13 protein-coding genes are annotated in these 17,188 nt (G+C 70.0%); 8 read left to right on the top strand and 5 right to left on the bottom strand.

Translation table 11 applies throughout. The features are described from left to right. From ACYVK3_RS03385 to ACYVK3_RS03365, 5 genes are read left to right on the top strand one after another with little or no spacing between them, the layout of a single operon-like run. A complete protein-coding gene (locus tag ACYVK3_RS03385; RefSeq protein ID WP_460495842.1) occupies positions 1–1,557 on the top strand; it encodes an ABC transporter ATP-binding protein in 1,557 nt (518 codons plus the stop codon). Further along, the gene (locus ACYVK3_RS03380; protein ID WP_460495841.1) at positions 1,535–2,830 is read left to right on the top strand and encodes an ABC transporter permease; all 1,296 of its coding nucleotides are present in this window, start codon (positions 1,535–1,537) and stop codon (positions 2,828–2,830) included. The genes ACYVK3_RS03385 and ACYVK3_RS03380 overlap by 23 nt, the downstream gene beginning before the upstream one ends. Before the next feature lie 5 nt (positions 2,831–2,835). Then, positions 2,836–4,125, top strand: a complete 1,290-nt coding sequence (locus ACYVK3_RS03375) for an ABC transporter permease (RefSeq protein WP_460495840.1) — start codon at positions 2,836–2,838, stop codon at positions 4,123–4,125. Beyond that, on the top strand, positions 4,125–4,517 hold the full coding sequence (locus ACYVK3_RS03370) for a cytidine deaminase (RefSeq protein WP_460495839.1): 393 nt from the start codon (positions 4,125–4,127) through the stop codon (positions 4,515–4,517). The genes ACYVK3_RS03375 and ACYVK3_RS03370 overlap by 1 nt, the downstream gene beginning before the upstream one ends. A 10-nt stretch (positions 4,518–4,527) precedes the next feature. Then, complete coding sequence (locus tag ACYVK3_RS03365; protein ID WP_460495838.1) at positions 4,528–5,802, top strand: thymidine phosphorylase; 1,275 nt, start codon at positions 4,528–4,530, stop codon at positions 5,800–5,802. Here ACYVK3_RS03365 and ACYVK3_RS03360 read toward each other — a convergent pair. Further along, positions 5,732–6,649, bottom strand: coding sequence for a DMT family transporter (locus ACYVK3_RS03360; RefSeq protein ID WP_460495837.1), 918 nt, complete (start codon positions 6,647–6,649; stop codon positions 5,732–5,734). The two genes, ACYVK3_RS03365 and ACYVK3_RS03360, sit on opposite strands and share 71 nt — an antisense overlap. A 90-nt stretch (positions 6,650–6,739) precedes the next feature. On the opposite strand from ACYVK3_RS03360, the gene ACYVK3_RS03355 reads away from it, so the two are divergent. Further along, positions 6,740–7,318 (top strand): TetR/AcrR family transcriptional regulator, encoded by a 579-nt coding sequence (locus ACYVK3_RS03355; RefSeq protein ID WP_460495836.1) that lies wholly within the window; start codon positions 6,740–6,742, stop codon positions 7,316–7,318. A 122-nt stretch (positions 7,319–7,440) separates the two neighbouring features. Here ACYVK3_RS03355 and ACYVK3_RS03350 read toward each other — a convergent pair whose 3' ends face one another. The 4 genes from ACYVK3_RS03350 to ACYVK3_RS03335 form a co-directional block, all read right to left on the bottom strand. Next, entirely contained in the window at positions 7,441–7,575 is a 135-nt protein-coding gene (locus tag ACYVK3_RS03350; RefSeq protein WP_460495835.1) for a hypothetical protein, read from the bottom strand. Positions 7,576–7,736: 161 nt separating this feature from the next. Continuing rightward, positions 7,737–8,978, bottom strand: a complete 1,242-nt coding sequence (locus ACYVK3_RS03345) for a S8 family peptidase (RefSeq protein WP_460495834.1) — start codon at positions 8,976–8,978, stop codon at positions 7,737–7,739. 329 nt (positions 8,979–9,307) lie between these two features. Further along, positions 9,308–10,828, bottom strand: a complete 1,521-nt coding sequence (locus ACYVK3_RS03340; RefSeq protein ID WP_460495833.1) for a S8 family serine peptidase — start codon at positions 10,826–10,828, stop codon at positions 9,308–9,310. Positions 10,829–11,502: 674 nt separating this feature from the next. Then, complete coding sequence (locus tag ACYVK3_RS03335) at positions 11,503–13,356, bottom strand: ABC-F family ATP-binding cassette domain-containing protein (protein ID WP_460495832.1); 1,854 nt, start codon at positions 13,354–13,356, stop codon at positions 11,503–11,505. Positions 13,357–13,490: 134 nt separating this feature from the next. Here ACYVK3_RS03335 and ACYVK3_RS03330 point away from each other — a divergent pair, with 134 nt between their 5' ends. Continuing rightward, positions 13,491–15,350: an ABC transporter ATP-binding protein gene (locus ACYVK3_RS03330; protein WP_460495831.1), complete on the top strand. Its 1,860-nt coding sequence runs from the start codon at positions 13,491–13,493 to the stop codon at positions 15,348–15,350. Continuing rightward, positions 15,347–17,140 carry an ABC transporter ATP-binding protein gene (locus ACYVK3_RS03325; protein WP_460495830.1) on the top strand — a complete coding sequence of 598 codons (1,794 nt, stop codon included), beginning with the start codon at positions 15,347–15,349 and terminating at the stop codon, positions 17,138–17,140. The genes ACYVK3_RS03330 and ACYVK3_RS03325 overlap by 4 nt, the downstream gene beginning before the upstream one ends. Positions 17,141–17,188 lie beyond the last annotated feature (48 nt).

The following is a 17,188-nucleotide window of genomic DNA, read 5'->3' as shown; positions in this document are numbered from 1 at the left end:
TTGCGACTCGAACTGAAGGGCCTGACGAAGAAGTTCGGCTCGTTCACCGCCGACGACGACATCGACTTGACGGTCGAGCCAGGACAGATCCACGCCGTGCTCGGCGAGAACGGCGCGGGCAAGTCCACGCTCATGAACATGCTCTACGGCATTCTCAAGCCGACCAGCGGTGAGATCCTGATCGACGGTGAAGCAGTGGAGTTCTCCGGTCCCGGCGACGCCATCGCCGCCGGGATCGGCATGGTCCACCAGCACTTCAAACTGGTCGGGCCCTTCAGCGTCGCCGACAACGTGCAGCTCGGCCGAGAGCACACCCGCGCCGCGGGCGTGCTCTCGGCGCGCGCGGCCCGCCAGGCCGTGCTCGACGTCTCCGAGCAGTACGGCCTGCGCCTGGACCCCGACGCGATCTGCGAGGACCTGCCCGTCGGCGTCCAGCAGCGCGTCGAGATCGTCAAGGCCCTCTCGGGCCCCAGGACCGAGCTGCTCATCCTCGACGAGCCCACCGCCGTCCTCACCCCCGCCGAGATCCGCGAACTGCTCGACATCATGCGGTCCCTCGCCGACGCCGGCACGTCGATCCTGTTCATCAGCCACAAGCTCAAAGAGGTCCAGGCCGTCGCCGACACCGTCACGGTGATCCGGCGCGGCAAGGTCGTCGCCGACCTGCCCCCCACGGCCACCGAGACCGAGATGGCCTCGGCGATGGTGGGGCGCGAGGTCGTCCTCACCGTCGACAAGACCCCCGCCGAATCCGGCGACCCCCGCCTCGAGATCGAGGACCTCACCGTCGTCAACGACGCCGGGGTCAAGGTCCTCGACAGGCTCGACCTGACCGTCCGCTCGGGCGAGATCGTCGGCCTCGCCGGCGTGGAAGGCAACGGCCAGACCGAACTGGCCCGCGCGATCCTCGGCCTGGTCCACCCCGAATCCGGGACCATCACCATCGACGGCAGCGGCGTCGGCCGCTCCAGTCCGGCCGAGCGCATCGAGCGCGGGCTGGGCTACATCCCCGAGGACCGCGGCCGCGACGGGCTCATCACCGAGTTCACCGTCGCCGAGAACCTCATCCTCAACCAGTACCGCGACGAGCCGTTCGCCAAGCGCGGCGTCGTCGACGCCGCCGCGATCCGCCAGCGGGCCGTCGACTCCATCGCCGAGTTCGACATCCGCACCCAGTCGCCGAACGAGCCGGCCTCGTCGCTGTCGGGCGGCAACCAGCAGAAGGTCGTCATCGCGCGCGAGTTCTCCAGGCCCCGGCGGCTCCTGGTCGCCGCCCAGCCGACCCGCGGCGTCGACGTCGGCGCGACCGAGTTCATCCACTCGCGGCTCATCACCGAGCGCGACAGCGGCACCGGCGTCCTGCTGATCTCCTCGGAGCTCGACGAGATCTACGCGCTGTCCGACCGCATCGCCGTGATCTACAACGGCCGCATCGTCGGCGTGGTCGCCCCGGACACGCCCAGGGACGTCATCGGCCGCCTCATGGTCGGCGCCGACACGGCCGGCGAGAGCGACAGCACCGACGAGGAATCCGATGGAGGCGACCGTGAGCACTGACACCGCAGCGCCGGCCGCCGGCGGGCCGGAAGCGGACGAGACGCCGGAGCGGCGCCCGCCGTTCATGGTCCTCTTCGGGCGGTACCTGGTCGAGGCGAACTCGGTCATGGTCACCGTCTATTCGCTGGTCATGGCCTTCCTCTTCGGCGCGATCCTCCTCATCGTCTCCGACGAGCAGGTGCGGGGCACCTGGAGTTACTTCTTCTCCCGGCCCGCCGACGCCCTCCAGGCCTCCTGGGAGGTCGTCTCGAACGCGTACGTGTCACTGTTCGAAGGCGCGATCCTCAACTTCAACACCGTCGACCGGTTCGCCGCGGGCACCGCCGAGTTCGGCGACCTGCTCCGCCCGATCTCGGAGACCCTCACCTACGCCACCCCGCTGATCTTCACCGGTCTCGCCGTCGGCCTCGCCTTCCGCGCGGGCCTGTTCAACATCGGCGCCCAAGGGCAGCTCATCTTCGGGATGATCGGCGCGCTCATCATCGGCTTCGCCCTGAACCTCCCGGCCGTGCTCCACATCCCGCTGGCCGTCGCCGCGGGTGCGCTCGCCGGCGCGGCCTTCGGCGCCGTCCCCGGCGTCCTCAAGGCCGCCACCGGGGCGCACGAGGTCATCTCCTCGATCATGCTCAACAACATCGCCGCGCTGTTCCTGGTGTGGGCGATCGGCACCGACTTCCTCCATTCGCAGACGCGCTCGGAACTGGTCTCCAAGCCCGTCGACGACTCGGCGGAACTGCCGGGCCTGCTCGGCTGGCTCGGCGACAGCCTCCGCGTCAACCTCGCGCTCCTCATCGGCGTCGCCGCCGCCGTGTTCGTGTGGTGGCTGCTGTCGAAATCGACCTTCGGATACCGCATCCGCGCGGTCGGCTTCAACGAGCACGCCTCGGCCACCGCCGGCATGAGCATCGGCCGCACCTACACCACCACGATGGCCGTCGCGGGCGGCCTCGCCGGCCTCGCCGGCGCGGCCCTGTCGCTCGGCGTCGGCTCCGGCGGCATCACCACCAACACCGCCCTCGAATACGGCTTCGATGGCATCACCGTCGCCCTGCTCGGCCGGGCCAAGCCCGGCGGCATCGTCGCCGCCGCGGTCCTGTTCGGCGCGCTCAAGGCCGGCGCCCTGTCCGCCCAGCCCGATGTCCCGGTCGACATCTCGACGCTCCTGCAGGCGACGATCGTGCTGTTCATCGCCGCCCCGGCCCTGGTCAAAGCCATCCTGCGCCTGCGCACGCCGCGCGGCGGCCTGGTCACCCTCGAAGCGAAAGGCTGGTGAGCCGCATGGCAGTGGACACCCGGGCCGACGACGCCCGCGTCGACGAGCGCACCGCCGCACGCCACCCGCGGTCGGGCGCGGTCTACGGCGTCATCGGCGCCGTGCTCGCCGCCCTCGCGCTCGCCGCCCTGGCCGGCGACCGCGAGACGACCTTCACGCTCGACCGGACGCTCACCGACGCCTCCTGGACGCTGCCCACCCGCGCGACCGTCGTGGCCCTGGGCCTGGCCACCGTCGCCTGCGGCGCCTGGATGATCGCCGGCGTGCGGCGGCGCCAGTTCAAGCTGGCCTCCGCGATCGCCGTGACGGCCATCGTCATCGCCCTCCTGTCGTGGGCGGTCTCCCAGCCGGGCATGGTCTTCCGCGTCGAGTCGATCCTCGCCGGGGCGCTGTTCCTGTCGCTCCCGTTCATCTTCGGCGCCCTCTCCGGCGTCGTGTGCGAACGCTCCGGCGTGATCAACATCGGCATCGAAGGCCAGTTCCTCATGGGCGCCTTCACCGGCGTCCTGGTCGCCAACATCACCGGCAACGTCTACGCCGGCATGCTCGGCGCCATGTTCGCCGGGGCCCTCTCCACGATGCTGCTCGCGCTCCTGGCCACCAAGTACCAGGTCAACCAGGTCGTCGTCGGCGTCATCCTCAACCTGCTCGCCCTGGGCTTCACCAGCTTCATGTACGACCAGCTCAAGAAGACCGAGGGCTACAACTCCGCCTACGGCGTCCCCTCGAACGCCCTCGAGGGCATCGGTCTGGGCTTCCTCGCCGACATCCCCGTGCTCGGGCCGGTCCTGTTCAACCAGAACATCTTCGTCTACATCGGCCTCGTCCTGGTGTTCGCGGTCTGGTTCCTGCTCTTCCGCACCCGCTGGGGCCTGCGCACCCGCTCCGTCGGCGAGCACCCGGCCGCCGCGGACTCCATGGGCGTGGCCGTCAACCGCCTCCGCTTCTGGAACGTCACCGCCGCCGGCCTCATCTCCGGCTTCGGCGGCGCGTTCTTCACCCTCGCGAACTCCCTGGCGTTCAACAAGAACATGACCGCCGGGCTCGGCTTCGTCGCACTCGCGGTCATGATCGTCGGCCGCTGGAACCCGCTCGGCGTCCTCGCCGGCGCGCTCATCTTCGGCTTCGCCAGCCAGATCGCCGAATACCTCGACGCCGCCGGCGACGCCATCATCCCCGGCCCGTTCCTCCAGATGCTCCCGTACGCGGTCACCCTCGTCGTCGTCGCCGGACTCATCGGCCGGGCCAAAGCGCCCGCCGCCGACGGCGTGCCCTACAACCCAGGGGACAAATAGTGACCGACATCGACTGGGAAACACTGCGCGCCAAGGCCGTCGACATGATGCGCCGCGCCTACGTCCCCTACTCGAAGTACCCCGTCGGCGTCGCCGGCCTGGTCGACGACGGCCGCGTCGTCGCCGGCTGCAACGTCGAGAACGCCTCCTTCGGCCTGACCCTGTGCGCCGAATGCGGCATGGTCTCCGAGCTCGCCGCCACCGGCGGCGGACGCCTCGTGGCCCTCGCCTGCGTCGACGGCCACGGCCGGCCCCTCACCCCCTGCGGCCGATGCCGCCAGCTGCTCTACGAGCACGGCGGCCCCGAATGCCTCGTGGACGCCGACCCCGCACCGACCACGGTGGGCGCGCTGCTCCCGGGCGCCTTCGGACCGGACCACCTGAACGAATGAGGGACGCGCAATGATCACCGCAGTCGACGTCATCCGCACCAAACGGGACGGAGGCGAGCTGTCGACCGACCAGATCGACTGGGTCATCGACAACTACACCAGAGGCGAGGTCGCCGACGAGCAGATGTCGGCGCTGGCCATGGCCATCTTCCTCAACGGCGCCGGCGCGCGGGAGATCGCGGACTGGACCGCGGCGATGATCCGCTCGGGCATCACCCTCGATCTGTCCGAGGTCGGCAAGCCGTGCGTGGACAAGCACTCCACCGGCGGCGTCGGCGACAAGATCACCCTGCCGCTCGCCCCGCTCGTCGCGGTCTTCGACGTCGCCGTCCCGCAGCTGTCGGGCCGGGGCCTCGGCCACACCGGCGGCACGCTCGACAAGCTCGAGTCGATCCCCGGCTTCGACGTCGACCTCGACGAGGCCGGCGTCGTCGCCCAGCTCAAGCAGATCGGCGCCGTCGTGTGCGCCGCGACCGGCGACCTCGCGCCGGCCGACAAGAAGCTCTACGCCCTCCGCGACACCACCTCGACCGTGGAGTCGATTCCGCTCATCGCCTCCTCGATCATGAGCAAGAAGATCGCCGAGGGCGCCGACGCGATCGTCCTCGACGTCAAGGTCGGTTCCGGCGCGTTCATGAAGCGCCTCGACCAGGCCCGGGAACTCGCCGAGACGATGGTGCGCCTCGGCGGCGACCACGGCGTCGACACCCGGGCCCTGCTCACCGACATGAGCGTCCCCCTCGGGCGCACGGCCGGGAACGCCCTCGAAGTGCGCGAGTCGATCGAGATCCTCGAGGGCGGCGGCCCCGCCGACGTCGTCGAGCTCACCGTCGCCCTCGCCCGCGAGATGCTCGCCGCCGCGGGCAAAGCCGACGCCGACCCGGCCGCCGCCCTCGCCGACGGCCGGGCGATGGACTCCTGGCGCAAGATGATCGGCGCCCAAGGCGGCGACCTCGACGCGGCGCTGCCCGTCGCGCGGCACACCGAGGAGGTCCGCGCCGAAAGCGACGGCTTCATCGCCGCCATGGACGCCTACGCGGTCGGCGTCGCCGCATGGCGTCTCGGCGCCGGCCGCGCCAGGCAGGGCCAGCCGGTGCAGGCGGGGGCAGGCGTCGAGATCCTCAAGACCGTCGGCGAACCGGTGAAGGCCGGCGAGCCGGTGTTCCGACTCCACACCGACACCCCCGAGCGGTTCGCCTCGGCCGCCGAGAGCCTCAAGGGGCAGTGGACGACCGGACCGGAACCGGGGCGGCGCGGACCGATCGTCCTCGATCGACTCGCTTGAGCGTCAAGGCCACGCCGACACCGGTGACGGCCAGGCCCGACCAGGTCCAAACGTGCACCGGTGTCGCGAACATCGCCCACGCCCAGAGCATCGTCACCGGCGGCGTCAGGTAGAGCAGCGTCGCCGCGGCGGTGGCCCCGTTGCGGCGCACCACCGCCCAGTACGCGCCGTAGCCGCCGAGCCCGGACAGGATCGTCACCCACGCCATCGCGCCCCAGAAACCGGGCGTCATCGTCGGTGCGAACTCGCCGGTCGACGCCGCGAGGGCGGTGAACGCCGCCGCGGCGATGAGGAACTGGACGGCGAGTGCGTCGAGCGGCCCGAGGCTCTGCGGGCGGGTGCGGCGCTCCAGGATCGTCCCGGCGACCAGACTCAGCATCGCGCCGATCGGCAGCGCGAACGCCCACAGGGCGGCGTCCGTTCCGGAGTAGTCGGCCGAGACGACCAGGGCGACTCCGAGGAAGCCGATCGCGAGGCCGACGATCTGCACACCGCGGACCCGCTCGCTGAGCACGAAGTAGGCCACCATCGCGGTGACCGCCGGCTGGAAGCTCGCGATGAGCGCCGTCGTGCCCGGGGAGACCCCGAACTGGGTGGCGGCGACCACGCCATAGAGGTAGGAGACCTGGGCGAGCAGGCCGATCGCCGCGTGGACGGCCACGTCCCGGGCGGCGAAGCGGGGGCGCCGGGCCAGGAGCCAGAGGGCCGAGGGGGCGGCAAGCAGGAGGAACCGCCAGTTCAGGACGGTCAGGGCCGAGGCGTGGGCCGTGGCGAGCTCGGCGCCGATGAAGCCGGAGCTCCACAGCACCACGAAGGCGCCGGCCCAGATCCGGTCGGTGGTCGTCATGGCCCCTCCAATAGTAAACAGATCGGTATACCACCGTAGCTAAACAAGTCGGTATACTTCCAGTGGACTTTTCGGGAGGGAGGGACCGCCATGGCCGTCGATACCGCCGAGCCGCGCATGACGCGGGCCGCGCACCGCATACTGGACGCCGCGAGCGAGCTGTTCTACCACCGAGGCATCACGTCGGTCGGCGTCGACCTCATCGCCGCCGAGGCCGGTGTGACCAAGAAGACGATCTACGACCGATTCGGCTCCAAGGACAAGCTCGTCATCGCCTACCTCAAGGCCAGGGACGTGCGCTGGAGGGCCGTCGTCGAGCAGCACATCGCCGCCGCGCCCGGGTCTCGCGAGGCCGTCGTGGCGGTCTTCGACTCGCTGGGGGAGTGGCGCGCCACCGAGGGCGGCAGGGGCTGCGCCATGATCAACGCCCGCGCCGAGCTGACCGAGCCCGACCACCCGTCACGCGAGCTGGCCGGCGACCAGAAGCGGTGGCTGCAAGTCCGCTTCGCCGAGCTGTTGACGGCGGCAGGGATGGGGGAGGTCGAGGAGCTCGCGGTGGAGCTGTTGCTGCTCCACGAGGGGGCCGTGGTGGTGAGCGACGTGGGCGAGTTGGAGCGGGCGGTGGCCGTGGCCCGCTGCGGCGCCGCCAGGCTCGTCGGACTCGGCTGAGGAGCCCGATCGTGCCCGCTTCAGTGCAGGCCAACGGCCGCCGGTGCTGCGACGACGGTGTCGTCCTCCGAGTGCGAGAAGAGCGGCCCCCGAAGCGGGGCCGCCTCGCTCTGCCGATTGATCTAGTCCGCGACGTTGATGAGGGCTTGGTGCTCGATGGAGTGCGCGGGAACCTCGTGCCGCCCCAGCTCCCAGGCCCGGACCGTATCCGTGGAGCGGTCGATCTCCTCACCGATCTCGCGCTGCGACTGCCCCATCGCGATACGGCCTCTGCGAATCATTCGCCTGATGCACCACGACCCTGGTTCCTGTGTCGTCATCGCTTCCCCCCTGAGAAATGCGAACTCGATCTGATCGACCGAGGGCACAAGAAAGGGGGCCACCGCTCGGCGGCGACCCCCTTCCCTCCTTCCGCCCTTTACTCGGCGGCGGAAAGGAACTCGCTGTTCAGCAGCAGGTTCGGGCTGCCGTTGGTGTCGCCGATGACGTCCGGGACGGCGTTCGCGGTCAGAGCCTCGGCCACGTCACCCGGGGTCGCTTCCGGGTTCGCCTCCAAGAACAGCGCCGCGACACCCGCGACGTGCGGGGTCGCCATCGAGGTGCCCGAGATCCGGTTCGTCGCGTCCTCGCCGTCGATCCACGCCGAGGTGATCTGAGCCCCGGGCGCCAGGATGTCGACGCACTCGCCCCAGTTCGACCACGACGTCGCCGCGTCGCGCTCATCGGTGGCGCCCACGGTGATCGCCGTCGGCTCCGAGCCCGGAGACGTGCCGCAGGCGTCCTCGCCCTCGTTGCCCGCGGCGATCGCGAACGTGATGCCTTCGCCGACCGCCTCGGCGATCGCGTCGTTCAGCGCCTGGCTGAACCCGCCGCCCAGGCTCATGTTCGCCACTGACGGACCCGAGGCGTTCGCCGCGATCCAGTCGATGCCCGCGATGATGCCCGCGTAGGAACCCGAACCGCCGCAGTCGAGGACGCGGATCGGGACGAGCGTGGTCTCCTTGGCCAGACCGTGTTCCGACCCGCCCACCGTGCCGGCGACGTGCGTGCCGTGACCGTGGCAGTCATCGCCGTTGCCGCCCAGGTCGATCGCGTCGAAGCCCTCGCCGAGCCGGCCCGCGAAGTCGCTGTGCCCCAGGTTGATCCCCGTGTCGAGGATGTACGACGTGGTGCCCGCGCCGGTGTAGTCGTAGGCGTAGGACGCGTCGAGCGGCAGCCCGGACTGGTCGACCCGGTCGAGGCCCCAGGAGGGCGGGTCGGTCTGGACGTCGGCGATGGTGACCGTCTGGTTCTGCTCGACGTAGGCGACCGCGTCGTCCGCGGCGAGCTCGACGGCCTCCGCCGGGCTCATCTCCGCGACGAAGCCGTTGACGACGTCGAGTTCGTCGATGACGTCGACCGAGCCGGTCACCTCGTCCACGACGTCGTCGACCAGGGCCGCCACGCCCTGTGGCACTTCGTCTTCCAGGACGACGAGGTACTCGCCGGCGATCGCGTCGGCCGAGTCGGCGCCGAGGATGACCTCGGCCGGGTCGATCGCGGCGGTCTGCTCGGCGCTGGCCATCGCGTTGACCGCGACGAGCGATCCGCCCGCGGCCACACCGGCGACCGCAATCGCTGCTGCTCGGCGGAGTCGCCGTTTGTTTCCTGCCGTTGACATAACGGGGGAACTCCTTTTGTTCGGCCCCTGGGGACGGCGACGCGGGGTGGCGTTGGGGGGTCGCCCGGGGGAAAGAGTGATGCAACTGTCAGCCCTCGAAAGGGCTTCACGTTCTGAGGCTATGCGAAAGAGCAAAGTTCGTAAAGACCCCGAAAGCGAAAAATAAATCATTGACCTACCAAGGACATGATTAGTCCAAAAACCACAAACGCCCCGCATCTGGACATTCACAGAGAGGTATGTCGGGGTGCATTCCGGTACCGAGAAAGCGGGGCCGGAGCGATAGCCCCGGCCCCGCCGTCATCCGATATGCGGTTGTGCCGGAGGCATCAGAGCTGGAGCGACCAGCCGTTGAGTGTCCCCGAGTCGCCCGAATAGACGTCGACGATCCGCAGCTTCCATGTGCCGGAAGCGCTCTCGCTGGACAGGTTGACGTTGTACGTCGCCCTGACGTCGTTGGCCGAATCGAAGCCGGCGCTCTTGACCTGGTAACTCGAGCCGTCCGGGGCGATCAGGTAGATCTCCAGGTCGCCGCGGTAGGTGTGCGTGATGTCGACCGACAGTGAGCTGGAGGAACCGGCGTTGCCCTCGCAGCTGAACGACAGCGACGTCTCGGTGGTGGAGCGGTCGGCCAGCCGCGTGGCCGTCGTGAAGCTCTCCGAGCAGTCGCTGGGCTCGCCGGGGTCGCCGCCGCCGTCCCCTTCGCCGGTGTGGAGCAGCAGGTTCGGGCTGCCCTGCACATCGGCGACCTTGCCCGATCCGGCATTGCCGGTCACCCAGGAGGCCACCTGCGAGGTCGTGGCGCTCGGGTTGAGCGACAGGTAGACCGCGACCGCGCCGGCCACGTGCGGGGAGGCCATCGAGGTCCCGGAGATGGTCCTCGACGCCGAATTGGATCCGATCCACGCCGAGGTGATGTTCACTCCCGGAGCGAAGACGTCCACACACGACCCGTAGTTGGAGAACGAGGCGCGCATGTCGCGGCTGTCGGTCGCCCCGACGGTGATCGCCGAGGCGGTGGAGGCCGGCGAGACGTTGCACGCGTTCTGGTCCTCGTTGCCCGCGGCGACCGCGAAGGTGACCCCCGAGGAGACGGCGGCGCTGACCGCCGAGTTCACCGAGGCCGAGTAGGAGCCGCCGAGGCTCATGTTCGCCACCGACGGTCCGGAGGCGTTGTCGGCCACCCATTCGATGCCGTCGATGACCCCGGCGAAGGTGCCCGAGCCCGAGCAGTCCAGGACGCGCACGCCCACGAGCGTGGCCTCCTTGGCCAGACCGTAGTCGGTGCCGCCGACGGTGCCGGCGACGTGCGTGCCGTGGCCCTGGCAGTCGCTCGGATTCGCGTCGCCGTCGACGAAGTCGTAGCCGGCGCCGATGCGCCCGCTGAACTCGCTGTGGCCGGCGAGGATGCCGGTGTCGATGATGTACGCGGTCACCCCGGAGCCGTCTCCGAGGTACTCATACGAGTCGTCGAGCGGCAAGTCGATCTGGTCGACCCGGTCGAGGCCCCAGGAGGGCGGGTTGGACTGCACGTCGGCGACGGTGACGGTCTGGTTCTGCTCGACGAAGGCGACCGAGTCGTCGGCGGCGACTTCCGCGGCCTCGTCGGGGGTCATCTCGGCGAGGTAGCCGTTGATGAAGCCGAACGTGTCGATGATGTCGGCGTCGTACTCGGCCGACATGGTGGAGAACTCGTTCTCCATGACGACGATGTACTCGCCTTCGACGGCGTGCTCGGCGTCGGCGCCGAGTACGGTGCCCACGGGATCTGCATGGGCGCCGGCCGCGCCCAGTGCGACCGAGGCGAGTCCGGTGGCTCCGGCCAAGGCCGCCGCCGATATCCGGCGCATGGGTGTTCTGGAGGTTGGCATAAGGGGGGTACTCCCTTTCGGTCGATCCGGATCTGATCGCGGGGGAACGATGGGGCGCAATCCGACTCCGGGGGACCAGCTTGGTAAAACCAGTCCCTTTCGGGCTTTCCCTCTGATGTTATGGAAATCACAGATAAATGTGAAGGCCCTGGATGAGGGGGATAAATCAGTGAATGAAGATCGTGTTACCGAGCAGTAGATTCATGCCGGAATGCCGTACAATGCCCCACCTCCAGCGCCCGGCCCGACGACAAGTGCCCGCGCGGCGGACGTGCAGACCGTGGAGTGGCGCGACGTTCGAATATGTCGGCGGCGGGAGTGGCCGCGCACCGGTCGGGTCCACGGGATCAGTGGTGGGCAGGGGTCGGCCGGCTAGCCCCCGAAGCCTGGTCCTGCCCACCGGTTCCTGCATCGGCGCTTGCGGCCGGGCCCTCGGGCCCTGCGGGCCCGGCCGCTCGCGCTTACTCCCGGGAGTCTGGCGGAGGTGCCGCAGCGCGGGACGCTATCCCGCGCTGCGAACTTTCGGCGATCCGCGGTCTGACCCCCCACTGACCGCCTACCTACACCAAAACTCCGGCCAGCGTTACACAGCACCGCAACACACTCAAGGAACGTTTTTCCCGCCTGTGGACAACGCACGAGTCCGGGCCCGTTCACCCAGGTGGCGGCCGACACGCCGATCGGTCACGGTCGGCTTCGCCACCTGTGGACAACCTTGGGGATAAGTCGGCCAGTTCCATCCAGCGCTCTTCGATCTCGTCGCGTTCGCGCTCCAGATCGCTCAGGCGGCCCTGCAACTCGGTGAGTTTTTCGGGATCCGTCGCGAAGTCGGCCATGTCGGCGTGGACCGAGGCGATCTTGTCCTCGACCTTCTCCAGGCGCCGTTCCAGTTTCGACAGTTCCTTCTGCGTCGCGCGGTCGATCGTCGACTGCGACGGCGGCTTCGTCGGCGCGGCCGAGCTCGCCGGTGCGCTCGACTTGACCTCGGCCCGGCGCTCCAGGTACTCCTCGATGCCCCGCGGCAGCATCCGGAGGTTCTTGTCGCCCAGCAGCGCCCACGTCTCGTCGGCGACGCGCTCGGTGAAGTAGCGGTCGTGGCTCACCACGATCATCGTTCCCGCCCAGTCGTCGAGCAGGTCCTCCAACTGCGTCAGCGTCTCGATGTCGAGGTCGTTGGTCGGCTCGTCGAGGAACAGCACGTTCGGCTCGGCCATCAGCAGCCGCGCCAGTTGCAGCCGTCGCCGCTGGCCGCCCGAGAGGTCGCGCACGAGCGTGCGCTGGCGACCGCCCACGAACCCGAGCCGCTCGGCGAGCTGCCCGGCCGTCATCTCCTTCTTGCCCAACTGGACCCGCTTGGCGACCTGCTCGATCGACTCGAGGACGCGCCACGAGGCGTCCAGTTCCTCCATGTGCTGGGTGAGCCAGGCCAGCTTCACCGTGCGGCCGACCTTGATGCGGCCCTCGGCGGGCTGCTTGTCGTCCACCGCGTCGGCGAGCGTCCGCAGCAGCGAGGTCTTGCCGGCGCCGTTGACGCCGACGAGCCCGATCCGCTTGCCCGGGCCGAGGATCCAGTCGAGGTGGTCGAGGAGGACCTGGTCTCCGGCTTTGACCGTCACGTCGTGCGCCTCGAAGACCGTCTTGCCCAGCCGCCCGGTCGCGAAGGAGACCAACTCGGCCGTGTCGCGCGGCGGGGGCTCGTCGGCGATGAGCTCGTTCGCCGCGTCCACGCGGAACTTGGCCTTCGACGTGCGAGCCTTGGGGCCGCGCCGCAGCCAGGCCAGCTCCTTGCGCATCACGTTCTGCCGCTTCTCTTCGGCGAGGGCGGCCTGGCGTTCGCGCTCGGCGCGCGCCATGACGTAGGCGGTGTACCCACCATCGTACTCGAACACGTTGCCGCGCTGGACGTCCCAGATCCGGTCGCAGATCTCGTCGAGGAACCACCGGTCGTGCGTGACGACGGTGATCGCCGATTTGGTGCTGTTCAAGTAGGACGCCAGCCAGGCGATGCCCTCGATGTCGAGGTGGTTCGTCGGCTCGTCCAGCAGCAGCAGATCTGCGGGATCGACGAGGACCCGCGCCAGGTCGACGCGCCTGCGCTCGCCGCCGGAGAGCACGCCGATCCTGGTGTCGAGCCCCTCGGGCAGGTTCGGCGCTTCGAGGCCGCCGAAGAGACCCCCGAGGACTTCGCGGACGCGCGGCGAGGAGGCCCATTCGTGGGCGTCGGCGCCGCCGAACAGGGCGTCGCGCACCGATTCGCCGTCGGGGAGCGTGTCGGTCTGGCCCAGGTTCGCGACCGTGGTGCCGCCGGTGTGGACGACGCGGCCCGAATCGGGCTCGTCGGCCCTCGCGATGAGCTTCAGCAGCGTCGACTTGCCGTCGCCGTTGCGGCCGACGACGCCGACCCGCTGTCCGGCGGCGACGCCGAGCGAGACCGCATCGAGGATGACCTGATCGGGATAGGCCTTGGACACGGTTTCGAGGTTCACGAGGTTCGGCGCAGCTGACACGTGGAACAAGACTACCGGTCAGGCCGGGGATCGGCTCGGCGTGGCGCCCGGCGCCCGTTTCGAGGGCTGCGAGCGCGCTCACATTCTGTTATGGTGTCATGAAACTGTCATAATGATGTCAAGATTGGAACAGCATGACGTCCCCCCGGTTCCCGGCATGGCGAGGCGTACTCGCCGTACTGCGCCTGCTTCCCCGCATCTCCCGGCCCCGCACCGCATTCCTCGCCACCACCACCGTCCTTGTCGCCGCCCTCCCCCTCGCGACGACCGTCGCCACCGGCCTGCTCATCGGCCTCATCCCGGACGCGACCGCCGCCGGCCCCGACTCGGCCGAGGCCCGCAGCGCCTACCTCCTCCTCGCCGCCGGATCGATCGCCCTGCTGCTCTTCCGACTCCTCGACAACGTCCACCGCGCCAACGCGCTGACCCTCGGACGTGAACTCGAACTGCTCCTGCAGGACCGCCTCGTCGCCGCCGTCGCCCGTCCCGTCGGCATCACCCACCTCGAAGACGACGACGTCCTCGCCCTGCTGCGCATCGCCCGCCGGCTCGGCATGGACTTCATCCGCCCCGAGCGTGCCGTCCAAGGCCTGGCGACGATCGCGCCGCAGTTCCTCACCGCCTTCGGCTCCTCGATCGTCCTGGCCGCCTTCAACGTCTGGATCGGCCTCGCCTGGTTCGTGGCCTGGCCCGCGATCTTCTTCGCCATGCAGGGCGAGTACGGGCGCATGGGCAAGACCACCTACCTGCAGTCCACGGAGATGCGCGAGACCGAATACCTCCGCGACCTCGCCATCACCGCCGCCCCGGCCAAAGAGATCCGCGTCTGGGGCATGATGCCCTGGCTCTTCGAGCGCTACGACCGCAAATGGGGCGAGCGCCTCGCCCAGTACCACCGCAGCGAACGCGTCCGCGTCCGCACCGCCGTCGGCGTCATCGGCACGCTCCTGGCGCTCACCGTGGTCACGACCGTCGCCCTCGTCGACGCGGGGCTCTCCGGACTCGTCGGCTTCGGCGCCCTCGCCGTCTACGCCGTGGCCCTCCAAGGCATGTTCCACTTCTCGGCCTTCGACGACGTCGCCGCCTTCGTCTCCTTCGGCACACTCCCGATCCCCAAGGTCCTCGACCTCGACGAGCGGCTGGAAGCCGGCGAGCGGCGGGCCACCGCGAAGCTCGGCGCGACCGCGCCCGAAGCGGCGATCCGCTTCGAAGGCGTCGGCTTCGCCTACCCCGGCGGCCACACCCCCGTGATCGACGGCCTCGACCTGGAGATCACGGCCGGATCGTCACTGGCCGTCGTCGGGCGCAACGGCGCGGGCAAGACCAGCCTCGTCAAGCTCCTCACCGGCCTCTACGCCCCCACGGCCGGTCAGATCACCGTCGACGGCACCGACATCGCCGAGGTCGCGCCCGCCGAATGGCGCACGCATCTGTCCGCGCTGTTCCAGGACTTCACCCGCTACCAGCTGACCGTGCGCGACAACATCGCCCTGGGCGCCCCGCACCTCGCCGACGACACCGAGCGCATCTGGAAGGCCTGCGAACCCATGGGCATCCGCGAGCTCGTCGAATCACTCCCCGACGGACTCGACACCGTCCTCTCGGGAGAGTTCGAAGGCGGCACCGACCTCTCCGGCGGGCAGTGGCAGCGCATCGCCCTGGCGCGGGCGCTCTTCGCCGTGCAGGCCGGCGCCACGGTCCTCGTCCTCGACGAACCGGCCGCCGCCCTCGACGTCCGCGCCGAGGCCGAGCTCTACGAGCAGTTCCTCGACATCACCGCCGGACTCACCACCATCGTCATCTCGCACCGCTTCTCGACCGTCCGCCGCGCCGACCGCATCGTCGTCCTCGACGGCGGCAAGGTCGTCGAGGACGGTTCCCACGACGAACTCATGGCGCTCGGCGGCACCTACGCCGAGGCCTTCACCCTCCAGGCCGACCGGCTGGCCCGCACCGCCCTCGACGGCCCGAACCGCTTAGGACACGCCCCATGATCGCGAACCTCAAGTCCGGCTGGCTCGGATACTGGAACTCCCTGGCCATCGGCTTCCGCGCCAACCCGAAGGCCGTCATCGGGCAGATCGCCCTCGGCGTGCTCCAGGCGGTGCTCATGCCGCTGATCGTCTACATGCTCAAGCTCATGATCGACGGCGTCCAGAACGGCGACGAACGCGCCGCGATCGGCGCGGCGATCGCGCTGGCCGTCGGCGTCGCCCTCGTCTGGGGCGTCGTCTTCGCCTACGTCAAGCTCGTGTTCGCGGTGTTCTACCACGCCAACCGCACCGCCGACCGGGAACTCATGAAGCTCATGGGGGACCCGCCCGGCCTCGACCACCATGAGCGGTCCGACTACCTGGACAAGGTCCAGCACATCCGCGAGGACCGGTGGCTGCTCGGCGGCGGCGTCAACTGGACCGCCCAATGGCTCAGGGCGGTCGTCACCATCCTCGTCGGCGGCGCCCTGCTCGTGCAGGTCCATCCGCTGCTGCTGCTCTTCCCCGCGGTGGCCCTCGCCGCCATGGCGATCGCCCAGCGCGCCAGCGGCATCGAGGACAACGCCATGAAGGAGACGAGCGAGACCGAGCGCAAGCGGCGCCACCTGTTCGAGGTCGCCACCGAGGGCCCCTCCGGCAAGGAGCTGCGGGTCTTCGGCAGCGCCGCGGCGATCGGCAGGCTCCACACCGAGGTCGGCCGCGAAGTGGTCGACCACCGCAACCGGGAGCAGTGGCGCGCCGCCCGCGCCGTCACCGGCGAAGGCGTCCTCTCGGCGATCGGCATGGCCGCCGGCATCGGCTTCGTCCTCTACCTGGCGCTGCGCGGCCGGGCGAGCGCCGGCGACGTGATCCTGCTGGTCGGCCTCATCGGCATGGTCGCCAACTCGGCCGGCGCCCTGGCGATGCAGACGTCGCTGCTGGTGCGGCTCGGCCGCCTCGGGCGCCGTCTCGAATGGCTGCGCGACTACGCAACCGCGTCCGCGGGACCGGCCGAGCCGGCTCCGATCCCCGAACGGCTCGACGAGGGCATCGTGCTCGACGGCGTGTCGTTCGCCTACGCGGGCGCCGAGCGGCCCTGCCTCGACGGCGTCTCGCTGCACCTGCCCGCCGGGAAGGTCGTCGCCCTGGTCGGCGAGAACGGCGCCGGCAAGACCACACTCGTCAAGCTCCTGTCCGGTTTCTACCAGCCGACACGGGGTGCGATCACGGTCGACGGCGCGAACCTGTCTGATTTCTCCGTCGACGACTGGCGCCGGCGCATCGGCGCGACCTTCCAGGACTTCGCCCGGTTCGAGTTCACCGCCCGCGACACCGTCGGCGTCGGCGACCTCGACGGAGGCTTCGACGACGAACGCGTCCGCGCCGCCATGGCCCGCGCCGGGGCCGACGACGTGATCGACGACCTGCCCGGCGGCCTCGACACCCGGCTCGGCACCCGCTGGGACGAGGGCACCGACCTGTCCGGCGGGCAGTGGCAGAAGCTCGCCATCGGGCGCGGGCGCATGCGGCCCGAGCCGCTCCTGGTCGTCTTCGACGAACCGACCGCCGCGCTCGATCCCCAGACCGAGCACGCCCTGTTCGAGCGGTTCGCCGAGGAGGTCAAGGCCGGCCGCCGGCGCGGCACCGTCACCGTGCTGGTCTCGCACCGCTTCTCGACCGTCTCCATGGCCGACCTCATCGTCGTTCTCGACGACGGCCGCGTCGCCGAGACCGGCACGCACGACGAGCTCATGGCACGCGGCGGAACGTACGCCGAGCTGTACGGACTCCAGTCCTCCGCCTACCGCTAGCGCCCGCGGGGCGGCCGTGAACGAGCGAAGGGGGGCCCGGGAGACCGG

It is taken from the genome of Glycomyces tarimensis, assembly GCF_054776215.1.
This window is presented reverse-complemented; position numbering and strand designations above follow the sequence as displayed.

Coding starts and splice junctions, on each gene's coding strand:
- ACYVK3_RS03380 (WP_460495841.1), top strand. CDS start 1,535: ATGGAGGCGACCGTGAGCACTGACACCGCAGCGCCGGCCGCCGGCGGG.
- ACYVK3_RS03375 (WP_460495840.1), top strand. CDS start 2,836: ATGGCAGTGGACACCCGGGCCGACGACGCCCGCGTCGACGAGCGCACC.
- ACYVK3_RS03365 (WP_460495838.1), top strand. CDS start 4,528: ATGATCACCGCAGTCGACGTCATCCGCACCAAACGGGACGGAGGCGAG.
- ACYVK3_RS03360 (WP_460495837.1), bottom strand. CDS start 6,649: ATGACGACCACCGACCGGATCTGGGCCGGCGCCTTCGTGGTGCTGTGG.
- ACYVK3_RS03355 (WP_460495836.1), top strand. CDS start 6,740: ATGGCCGTCGATACCGCCGAGCCGCGCATGACGCGGGCCGCGCACCGC.
- ACYVK3_RS03350 (WP_460495835.1), bottom strand. CDS start 7,575: ATGGGGCAGTCGCAGCGCGAGATCGGTGAGGAGATCGACCGCTCCACG.
- ACYVK3_RS03345 (WP_460495834.1), bottom strand. CDS start 8,978: ATGTCAACGGCAGGAAACAAACGGCGACTCCGCCGAGCAGCAGCGATT.
- ACYVK3_RS03340 (WP_460495833.1), bottom strand. CDS start 10,828: ATGCGCCGGATATCGGCGGCGGCCTTGGCCGGAGCCACCGGACTCGCC.
- ACYVK3_RS03330 (WP_460495831.1), top strand. CDS start 13,491: ATGACGTCCCCCCGGTTCCCGGCATGGCGAGGCGTACTCGCCGTACTG.
- ACYVK3_RS03325 (WP_460495830.1), top strand. CDS start 15,347: ATGATCGCGAACCTCAAGTCCGGCTGGCTCGGATACTGGAACTCCCTG.